Source organism: Rhodococcoides kyotonense (genome assembly GCF_001645385.1).
Lineage (GTDB): Bacteria > Actinomycetota > Actinomycetes > Mycobacteriales > Mycobacteriaceae > Rhodococcoides > Rhodococcoides kyotonensis_B.
Window position 1 is genome coordinate 100,132 of record NZ_LVHI01000010.1, and the last position, 9,902, is coordinate 110,033.

The 9,902-nt window shown below is 62.4% G+C and carries 8 protein-coding genes and 2 pseudogenes; 2 read left to right on the forward strand and 8 right to left on the reverse strand.

Annotated features, from left to right (window positions below):
* Positions 1-258 precede the first annotated feature (258 nt).
* The 3 genes from A3K89_RS07560 to A3K89_RS07570 are packed head-to-tail and all read right to left on the reverse strand — an operon-like array spanning position 259 to position 2,880.
* Positions 259-504, reverse strand: a complete 246-nt coding sequence (locus tag A3K89_RS07560) for a hypothetical protein (RefSeq protein ID WP_068423860.1) — start codon at positions 502-504, stop codon at positions 259-261.
* A gap of 50 nt (positions 505-554) precedes the next feature.
* Complete coding sequence (locus A3K89_RS07565) at positions 555-1,739, reverse strand: fatty acid desaturase family protein (protein ID WP_068423820.1); 1,185 nt, start codon at positions 1,737-1,739, stop codon at positions 555-557.
* Between the two features lie 31 nt (positions 1,740-1,770).
* The gene (locus A3K89_RS07570) at positions 1,771-2,880 is read right to left on the reverse strand and encodes a ferredoxin reductase (protein ID WP_157105268.1); all 1,110 of its coding nucleotides are present in this window, start codon (positions 2,878-2,880) and stop codon (positions 1,771-1,773) included.
* 211 nt (positions 2,881-3,091) lie between these two features.
* Here A3K89_RS07570 and A3K89_RS07575 point away from each other — a divergent pair, with 211 nt between their 5' ends.
* Positions 3,092-3,733 (forward strand): TetR family transcriptional regulator, encoded by a 642-nt coding sequence (locus A3K89_RS07575; protein ID WP_068423824.1) that lies wholly within the window; start codon positions 3,092-3,094, stop codon positions 3,731-3,733.
* The gene (locus A3K89_RS07580) at positions 3,730-4,560 is read left to right on the forward strand and encodes an alpha/beta fold hydrolase (RefSeq protein ID WP_068423826.1); all 831 of its coding nucleotides are present in this window, start codon (positions 3,730-3,732) and stop codon (positions 4,558-4,560) included. The genes A3K89_RS07575 and A3K89_RS07580 overlap by 4 nt, the downstream gene beginning before the upstream one ends.
* On the opposite strand, the gene A3K89_RS07585 is transcribed toward A3K89_RS07580, so the two are convergent.
* The 5 genes and pseudogenes from A3K89_RS07585 to A3K89_RS25345 all read right to left on the reverse strand — a co-directional run.
* A complete protein-coding gene (locus A3K89_RS07585) occupies positions 4,557-5,876 on the reverse strand; it encodes an MFS transporter (protein ID WP_068423828.1) in 1,320 nt (439 codons plus the stop codon). The genes A3K89_RS07580 and A3K89_RS07585 overlap by 4 nt on opposite strands.
* A gap of 906 nt (positions 5,877-6,782) precedes the next feature.
* Positions 6,783-7,319 (reverse strand): annotated as a pseudogene (locus A3K89_RS07595) (IS3 family transposase); the annotation flags it as partial.
* A gap of 22 nt (positions 7,320-7,341) precedes the next feature.
* Positions 7,342-8,574, reverse strand: a complete 1,233-nt coding sequence (locus A3K89_RS07600) for an IS110 family transposase (RefSeq protein ID WP_068423830.1) — start codon at positions 8,572-8,574, stop codon at positions 7,342-7,344.
* A gap of 292 nt (positions 8,575-8,866) precedes the next feature.
* Positions 8,867-9,630, reverse strand: a pseudogene (locus tag A3K89_RS26280) (IS3-like element ISPfr13 family transposase); the annotation flags it as partial.
* 94 nt (positions 9,631-9,724) lie between these two features.
* The coding region (locus A3K89_RS25345; protein ID WP_157105249.1) for an IS3 family transposase at positions 9,725-9,902 on the reverse strand (178 nt) is incomplete at its 5' end.

The window sequence follows — 9,902 nt, forward strand, 5'->3', positions numbered from 1 at the left end:
GAGGAGGCGACTGCGCGGCACCTCGACCTGAATTCCTCCTCGGGCCTGACGGGCGTATCGTAGTGTCGCGGCCCCACGTTCACCAACATGTCGGATCACCCTTTCTCGACGTGCGCCTGAGCGTCGGGAATACCGTAACGCAATTTACGGTCCGCAAGTACGCGATTGCGCATTCAAACATTCTCGAAGTTTGTTTCGGAAGGCCGTGGACACCCGAAGACCACCCGGCGTGATGCCGGGTGGTCTCGGTCGTTTCGCTCAGCGATTCTCGATGTCTCGGCGGTGCTCGAACTCGCCGTCGATGACGGTACCGAGGGACGCGTCGTCCCGTGCCTTGCGCGCGGCTTCCCGCATCTCGATCCCGTCGGAGATCCAGTCCCCGATCTCCCGCGTCACATCACGCACGGCTCCAGCAATGATGACGGCGATCTTGCCGACGTGTCCGGCCGCCGATTCCGTCAATTCCTGAACGGTGTCCTTGTTGCGTTCGAACTTGCCAACCACCGATTCGTCCCCTCGCATAGGTCTGTCGACTGTGGCGATGTCGGCCATGATCAGGCCGCAACCTTCGTGCGCTCGACGATAACACCGACATGCTGTGTCGAACCGGTCAGCGAATCGGGAAGAGCGAGTTTGAAGATCTTGCCCCACACCGTTCCGATCTGCTTGAAGAAACCGCCGGTGTTGTACGGCAGACCGTACTTGGTGCACAGAGCTTTCACTTCGGGAGCGATCTCGGGGTACCGATGAGCAGGAAGATCCGGGAACAGGTGATGCTCGATCTGATGGGACAGATTTCCCGACATGATGTGGAACAGCGGACTTCCCTCGATGTTCGCCGAACCCAACATCTGACGGACGTACCACTCCCCTCGCGACTCGTTCTCCGTTTCTTCCTCGGTGAACGTCTGGACGCCAGTCGGGAAGTGCCCGCAGAAGATGATCGAGTAGGTCCAGAGATTGCGAATGAGATTCGCACCGACGTTGCCGACGAGCGTGGTGACGAAGAACGGCCCGGACAGGGCGGGGAAGACGACATAGTCCTTCAGCACTTGTCGACCGGCCTTGCGCCACATGCCTTTCAGCAACGGCTTGATGTCGTGCCACTTGCGCTTGCCCTGAATCACGTTCTCTGCCTCGAGATCGTGCAACATGACGCCCCACTCGAAGAACACCATGAGCAGGAAGGCATAGACCGGATTGCCGAGGTAGTACGGGTTCCACTTCTGCCCCTCGTCCATGCGCAGAATTCCGTACCCGATGTCGCGATCCTTGCCGACGATGTTGGTGAAGGTGTGATGCATGTAATTGTGCGAATGCTTCCACTGATCGGCCGGGCACACCGTATCCCATTCGAACACACGGGAATTGAAGCCTGGTTCGCGCATCCAGTCGTATTGACCGTGCATGACGTTGTGCCCGATCTCCATGTTGTCGAGAATCTTCGAGATGCCGAGCGCACCGACTCCCGCCAGCCATACCGGCGGAAGAAACGGCATGTACATCATGGCGCGGCCGGCGATCTCGAAGCCACGTTGTGTCTTGACGATGTTGTAGATGTATTCGCGGTCCTCGTCGCCGAGCTTGGCAACGGTACGGGCGCGCAGCTCGTCGAGTTCGCGCCCGAGTTCTTGGACCTGCTCGTACGACAGCACCGTCGGCGCGAGATCCTGCGGTGTGTCCGCGCGAGACCCGCCGAACAGCGGGAAAGACAGTGTGGGAAAAGGTATTCCGAACATAAGATCGTTCTCCGTTCCGGATTGTCCTGGTTCAGATGTCGAGCGCGACGTCGCCGACGGGTACCGACACGCAGAGTTGGATCTCCTTGTCCGGCTCGACGTCGACTTCACCCGTCTTGACGTTCTTCGTGCATCCGGACTTCTTCACGGACGTGCACGTGAAGCAGATGCCCATGCGGCAGCCGTACTCGGGGCTTAATCCGGCGTCTTCTGCCTGTTCGAGCAACGTTCGACCCGAATTCTCGGTTACGACACCGCTTTCCGCGAAGGTGAGCGTACCGTCCACGTCGTCTTCGACGGCCACGACAGGCGCCGCGAATTCCTCCGTGTGCAACCGATCCGACAGACCGAGGTCGTCGTACGTCTCGGCGACCGACCTCATCAAGGCCGGCGGCCCGCACAGGAAGGTCTCTGCGTCCTCGAACCACGGCGCGACCTCGTCGAGATGTGCACGTGAGAAATAGCCGTGCAGGTCGCCACCGGAATCCTGGTCCGTGTAGGCATACACGATCCGCACATCCGGAAACGCATCGGCGATCTCGTCGAGTTCACGTCGATAGGCGACGTCCCGTTCGGTGTACGCGTAGTGCACGAAAGTGAGATCGCTGGTGCACCCCTCGTCCAGCAGCGACCTCAGCATCGACAACACGGGCGTGATGCCGCTTCCGCCGCTGATCAGCAGAGTCCGGGCCGGACGAGGCGTCGGAACGCGGAAGGTGCCGTCCGCCTGCGAGAGGCTTACGACGAGTCCGGGCGCTGCCGCGCGATGAAGGTAACCCGAGACCAGACCGTCGGGATGCGCCTTGACGGTGATCTCGATGAGGCCGTCGGACCGATATTGCGAGCAGGCAGGCGAATAGCACCGCGTGTGGCGGACTCCGTCGATGACGACACCGACCTGGACGAACTGACCGGCTTCGAACCCTTTCCACTGCCACGTCGGACGCAGAGTCAACGTGACGGTGTCTTCGGTGGATCGATGTACTGCGACGACCTCGGCGCGCAGATCACGCACCGTCGTCATCGGGTCCACGAGCTCGAGGTAGCGGTCGAGTTCGTGTGGCGACGCCATGGCCTCGAACAGCGACAACGCCGAGAACCTTCCGAAAAGACTTGACCGTCGCGACTTCTGTCCGAGCATCATCTCGCCTCCCGATCAGGGTCGAAACCGAGAAAGTTTCAGTGTACGTATGTGCACTGGAAGTAAGTGTGCCAGACGATCACGGGCACCTGTCAACGATGCTGTGATGGCAAGTACACCCCCGCCTGCACGTGACACACGTCACCCCGTCGACGAACATCTCCGCCGAGCCGGCGGCACTCGAACAGTGGACAGCCATAAACTGACAGTCGTGACGGAACCGGGAACGCGAGCCGAACGGAAGGAACGCACGCGCCAAGCGCTCATCGAGGGCACGTTGGAGCTGCTGCGTGACCGGTCGTTCGCCAGCGTCAGCCTCCGAGAAGTCAGCAGGTCCGCGGGCATCGTCCCGACGGCGTTCTACCGACACTTCGCGTCCATGGAAGATCTCGGGGTCGCACTGGTGGAGGATTCGATGCGCATGCTTCGGCAGATGCTTCGGGACGCCAGAAAGGATCCCAGCGTCAAGAATGCGTCGGAATCGCTGCGCATCCTGGTCCGACAGGTGCGCAACCACGAAGAACAGTTTCGCTTCCTGGCGCGCGAGCGCTACGGCGGAGTCACCGAGGTGCGTCGAGCGTTCGCCACCGAGCTGCGCATGTTCGTCAGCGAACTGACCATCGATCTGGCGCGCATGCCCGGCCTTCGAGCGTGGAACGTGGACGACCTGGAGATGGCCGCCGACCTGATCGTGTCGACGATGCTCACCGCCGCCGAAGGCCTGCTGGAGATCGACAGGCCTGGCAGCCGCAAGGAGCAGGATCTCCTGCGCAGAACGGAACAACAGGTGCGCCTCGTCGTGCTCGGCATGGGAGCCTGGAAGCCCGACCACAGTCGAGAGGATCGTTCATGACGTCGACCGCCACGACGGTGACCCTCGGCGAGCTCGAGTTCGACGTGCTCGTCGCAGGCCCAGCCGACGGCATTCCGACCGTGCTGCTGCACGGCTTTCCGCAGACGTCCGCGTGTTGGGATGCGGTCGTTCCGCATCTCACGGCAGGCAGGCTGCGGACCATCGCACCCGACCAACGGGGTTACTCCCCCGGCGCGCGTCCCGCCGGGGTCGACGCGTACGCGTCGGACAAGCTGGTCGGTGACGTTCTCGGTCTGCTCGACGCCTTGGATCTCGACTCGGCACACATCGTCGGACACGACTGGGGTGCTGCGGTTGCATGGCAACTGGCAGCGCATCATTCCGACCGCGTGCGTTCGCTGACAGCAGTTTCCGTTCCGCACACGGCTGCGTTCGGGTGGGCGCTACGTCACGACGAAGATCAGCAGAAGCGATCCGAATACATCGGCTTGCTGCGCCAGGAAGGCAAAGCCGAGAGGGTGCTGCTCGAGAACGACGGGGCCCGCCTGCGGGCGATGTTCTCCGACCGCAGTCTCGACGACCGTTACGTCGAGCACCTGAGTCAACCGGGCGCGCTGACCGCCGCACTGAACTGGTATCGCGCGATGACCAACGCGTTCGGCTCACTCGAACCGGTCCGCGTGCCGACGACGTACGTCTGGAGCAATCAGGACTCGGCGATCGGACGCGCGGCAGCCGAGCGGTGCGGCGAATTCGTCGACGCGCCCTACTCGTTCGTCGAACTCGACGGGGTGTCCCACTGGGTTCCGGAGGAAGCGCCCGCGCGACTCGCCGACGAGATCCTCACCCGCGTCCGCGCCGTCTAGACCCTGTCGGGCGCCCGGACCGCCATCAGGGCGGCCAGTCCGACGACGAGTACGAGGATCAGACCACCGATCCCGGCTCGGTCGGCGTCGAACAACCACACGAAGAGCCCGAACATCGTCGGCGCGAGGAACGACACCGCGCGGCCCGTCGTCGCGTAGAGCCCGAAGAATTGACCTTCCCGTCCTGGAGGCGCCAGACGAGCGAGGAAGGTACGCGACGACGACTGCGCCGGGCCGACGAACAAACACAGAATCAGTCCGAAGATCCAGAACAGAACGGGTCCGGACACGAACAGCAGCACGGTCCCCGCGACGATCATCGACGCAAGAGAGAACGCGATGACGGCCTTGGGCCCGGTTCGGTCGTCGAACCGCCCTGCCGTCACCGCACCCAGACCGGCGACGACGTTCGCAGCCACACCGAACAGCAGCACATCAGCGGTTCCGATGCCGTACACGCTGACGGCGAGTACGGCTCCGAAGGTGAAGACGCCTGCCAGTCCGTCGCGGAACAGTGCACTCGCGACGAGGAAGTAGACGCTGCGGCGGTCGGCGGCCCACAGTTCGCGTAAGTCGCGGAACAGTACCTTGTAGGACTCGACGAACCCGGCCTTCGCGGCGCCGGGGTCGGCACTCGTGGACGGCATCTCGGGTACGGCGAAGAACACCGGAATTGCCGACACCGCGAACCACACGGCCGCGAGCAACGCCACGAGACGGATGTTGAGGCCACCGTCGGTGGTCAACCCGAGCAGACCTCGGGTGTCGCCATCACCGGTGATGAACCCGAAGTAACAGACGAGCAACAGCACGATGCCGCCGAAATACCCCATCGACCAACCGAATCCGGAGACGCGCCCGATGTTCTGGGGCGTCGAGACCTGCCGAAGCATCGAATTGTAGGGAATGCTGGCAAGCTCGAACAGGATCGATCCGGCAGCGAGGAGAACCAGACCGAGCCACAGGTAGTGGTAGTCGTCGCGAACGAAGAACAGGCCTGCCATGCTCGCGACGGTCAGGCCGGTCAGGATCGCCAGTGACTGCTTGCGCTTTCCTCGCGCGTCGAAACGTTGGCCGGAAATCGGTGCGAGAACGGCGATCACGACGCCCGACAGTCCGATGGCCCAGCTGAACCACGACGTCGCCGAGATCGAACCGGGCAGGTCGTCGCCCACGGCATCGGTCAGGTAGACCGAGAACACGAACGTCAGGATCACCGCGTTGAACGCCGCCGACCCCCAATCCCATATCCCCCAGGCGAATACCTGCTTGCGGGTGGTCGCGACGCCGACTACGGCATCCGCCTGTGCACTCATGTGTCGAAGCCTAAGCCAGGCAGGCGCCTCCGGCGCACGTGCGCGGTAATACATAGCCCTCTATGTGTCCAGTCCATAGACATATGAGACTCGTATGTCTACGGACATGTGAGACACGCTTGCTGGCGTCGTAGGTGTGGGGCACCTGAATCGGCTAGGGAAGATTCCATGGCCAGAACGGGTGCGCGCCTCATGCAACTGATCGATGCTGTCCTCATCGCGGTAGTGGTGGAGAAAGTGGATCCGGCGTCGGTGTTCGGTGCCGGAGGTGTCAAAGGGTGGTGCGAGCGCAACGAAATCTCGACCGCCACCTTCTACCGACACAAACAACGAATCGAGCGTGAGGGCCGGTGGGAACCGAAATCCCGCCGGCCACGCTCGAGTCCACGACGCACCCCAGAAGGCGTCGAAGACGCGATCGTGCAATGGCGCGGAAAACTGCGGGGCGACAATGGTGCCGAAAACATCCACTATCAACTCCACGCGGTCGCGCTGCGAGATGGGTGGTCCGCCAAAGGCTGGCATGAATCACCCCAGGTTCTGTGCCGCCTCCAGTTGGGGCTGATCCTCGGTTCCGAAGCCAGCGTAGTAGAGAGTTTCGTACTCGATCGGGGGCATATGCCCGATGCTCGAGTGGAGACGTCGAGCGTTGTACCAATCGACCCATCCGGCGNGAGCTGTGGAGCAGCGACGAAAAGCTGCTCGCCACCAGTCACCAGCTCGTCTACTACAAGGACTGACCCCGTCGTGCGTGCGAATGTATAGCGGGCTACACGGCGGTCTCAAGCAGTCATCGCAACGTGCCTGATCATTGAGGGATGGTTGCGATGGACGTCCGGTGTACACCCATGAGGTGCGGATGCTGTTCTGGGTTCTGTTGGGTTGGGGCTCGACGGTGAAAGTGAATCACCCCAGGTTCTGTGCCGCCTCCAGTTGGGGCTGATCCTCGGTTCCGAAGCCAGCGTAGTAGAGAGTTTCGTACTCGATCGGGGGCATATGCCCGATGCTCGAGTGGAGACGTCGAGCGTTGTACCAATCGACCCATCCGGCGGTCGCGAATTCGACGTCCGAAATCGTCCGATACGGCCCGGAGTGGAAGATCGTGGTGCGGATGCACTCGGTCTTGTACAACCCGTTCGCTGATTCGATGAGGGCGTTGTCGTACGCGTCCCCGACCGACCCGATCGATGCAGCGATCTGCTCGAGCGCCAATTTCTCGGTCAGCGTCACCGATGTGTACTGACTGCCTGCGTCCGAATGATGTATCAGCTCAGCAGCTTTCACCGGATTGCCGTCGCGGTTGCGTTGCCACAGTGCCATCCTCAGCGGGATCGTCACCAGATCCACGGTTTTGGACATCGATGCATGCCAGGCCACGATCTTGCGGGAGAACACGTCGATGATGAACACCACGTACACCCATCCGGCCCATGTTCTGACGTAGACATCCCACGCCGGTCAGATGTCAAGCGGCAGCGATTTTCACGCCCGCATCCGGCAACGGACCGGTCGGCCAGGCGCGGTCGTCGTCCCATGGTTCGTTGTGTTTGAGGCACCACCACAATCTGCCGAGGAGTTTGTTCGCGAGATTGCGCAGGGCCGCGTTGTGATGCTCACCGAGCGTGCGGCGTTTGTCGTAGTGCGCGCGTGCGCCTGTCGATTTGGTCAGCATGGAGAAGGCCCACCAGTGGCAGGCGTCGCCGAGTCTCTTGTTGCGGACTTTGCGGGCTTTGACGTAATGCGATCGACCGGACGCACGGGTGATCGGTGCGGTGCCGGCGAAGGCTCGCAATCCGGCTGCGCTTTCGAAACGTTTTGGGTCGTCGCCGATTTCGGCGAGGATCCGTCCGCTCAGCACAGTCCCGAGTCCGGGTACGGATTTGAGGATCGGGGCGAGCGGATGCGTGTCGAAGACATCGGCGAGTTGCTTTTCCAGTGATTCCACGGCTGTGTGCATCGCGGCGACGATGCCGAGGAGTCCGGTGACCGCATGCCCGAGTGCATCCTCGACCTCGGGTGGCTGGGTCAATGCGGGGGCGTGCAGGTCGGTCAAGATCTGTTCGACCAACTTCTCGTCGTTGCGACGTCCCGCGCGGTGCAGCAAGGCAATGAGCTTTCGTTTGGTGAGGGCGCGGCCGGCGGACGGTGTGGGTACCGCGGCCAACACGGTCAGCGCTGCTTTGTGCTTCTGATTCGGAAACGCGTGCAGCGCTGCGGGATAGAATTCTAGGAAGACCGACCGCAGCCGGCTCAGTGTCTGATGCAGTGCCCACAAAGCTTCTTGGTGTTGGCGGGCCAGGGCTTTGACCGCGCGCGCGTGTTCAGTCGTTGCCGGAAGCGTTCGATGCGCCTCCCGGTCGGTGCGCAGAATGTTCGCCAGGATCGCGGCGTCGCCGGGATCGGATTTCCCGCCTGCTTGTCCGTGCCGTTCGCGGTACCGGGCGACGGCCCTCGGGTTGATCGGGTAGACGGTGAATCCGGCGTCGGCGAGTGCGACGACGAGCAGGTTCTTGTCGGTTTCGATGGCGACCGGGGTGTCCTCCACGGTGCCGCCGTGCGATGCGATCAGGTCGAGCAGTTCAATGAATCCGGTTGCACCGGTGTCGATCCTGGCGCGCGCGAGCATTGTTCCTTCGGTGTTCATGATGGCGACGTCGTGGTGGATCTCGGCCCAGTCGATCCCGACGGTCAGTGCCATGTGCTGCCCCTCCCCGCTAGACGGTTTACTTCTTCATCCCGTGAGCTCGAGGTGGTGCGGCGACCTAATGGACAGCGCTCGGTGGCGCSGCATCTCACAAGCCGATCACGTACCTCGAACGACCGGCAGGGCCACCGTCTACGTTCAGACCTTGGGGTGCGGTCCGTACTGTCTCGGGTAGTGGTCACCTTCCAGCAGCTCACCACCTCAGACTGCGCCCCGGTCGGTAAAATCTCAGTGACCACCTGCCAGTCGTCTTTTCGTGTCGCATACGGTGCCGACCACCCCATTATGTGAAGTCRGTAACCCATACCCGGTTGGGTTCGTCCGCCCGGAACTGCCGGTTCAGYAGATCTCCCGCCCGGACACCGTCCGCGGAACGAATGGTGGTTCTGATGCCCTTCGCTCGCCGAACACCAYYSMGCGACAACAACTTCATTGCACGATCCACCGAACCGTACGAGACACCTGGGGTGACTGTTCGGTCCAGATGAGCGCGCATCTTCACCCGCCCATACAAGCCCTCCGGGTTCATCCGGCGCCGACCGTCGGTGTCGGTGCGCCAGGCGGCATCGCGAACGGCATCGACGACGTGGGCGTCGGATACGGTGCGCGCAGCGGGTTTGCGTGTCCGCCATGCTCGGTAGGTTCTCGCGGCGATCTGACACCCCTGACCACGTAGGGTCCGGCAGACCGACTCGACCGCAAAACCATTGGCGCGCAACGAATCTATGAACGCTATGATCATCGATTGCGGGGGTCGAGTTCCCCCGCGAAGAAAGTCGTCGCCGCTTTCAAGATCGCGACGTCCTCGCGTAACTGCTTGTTCTCGGCCTTGAGTCGTTTGATCTCGGCGGCCTCGGCCGAGGTGGTTCCGGTCCGGTCGCCGGCGTCGATCTGGGCTTGCACCGCCCAGCGGCGCACCGTCTCCTGGCCCACACCGACCTGCTTAGCTATGGCCTCGGCCGCAGCAGTCATCGACGGGTACTCCCCGCCGTGGGTCTCCAACAACCGCAACGCCCGCGCACGGACCTCCGGATCGATCTTCTTAGGCATGTGCTCATCCTTCCTGACTCAGAAGGAAGCGGCATCAAACCTGGGGTGATTCAAAGAGGCCGCCGAGGTGATTGAAGTACCCCAGGTTTTGTTCCTATGCGGTTACGAGGGCCGGGGTGGCCGACTCGCTGGGTTGTGAGATGTCGATCAGGGTGGTCTCGTATTCAGCCGGGGGCATGTAACCGAGCGCTTCGTGCAGACGCTGATGGTTGTACCACCACACGTATTCGAGCGTCGCGAACTCGACGTCGTCGACCGTTCGCCACGGTCCA

What these genes read in the sequence shown, in the direction of transcription:
- A3K89_RS07585 (WP_068423828.1), bottom strand. Translation starts at nt 5,876, where the DNA reads ATGAGTGCACAGGCGGATGCCGTAGTCGGCGTCGCGACCACCCGCAAG.
- A3K89_RS07570 (WP_157105268.1), bottom strand. Translation starts at nt 2,880, where the DNA reads ATGCTCGGACAGAAGTCGCGACGGTCAAGTCTTTTCGGAAGGTTCTCG.
- A3K89_RS07580 (WP_068423826.1), top strand. Translation starts at nt 3,730, where the DNA reads ATGACGTCGACCGCCACGACGGTGACCCTCGGCGAGCTCGAGTTCGAC.
- A3K89_RS07600 (WP_068423830.1), bottom strand. Translation starts at nt 8,574, where the DNA reads ATGGCACTGACCGTCGGGATCGACTGGGCCGAGATCCACCACGACGTC.
- A3K89_RS07565 (WP_068423820.1), bottom strand. Translation starts at nt 1,739, where the DNA reads ATGTTCGGAATACCTTTTCCCACACTGTCTTTCCCGCTGTTCGGCGGG.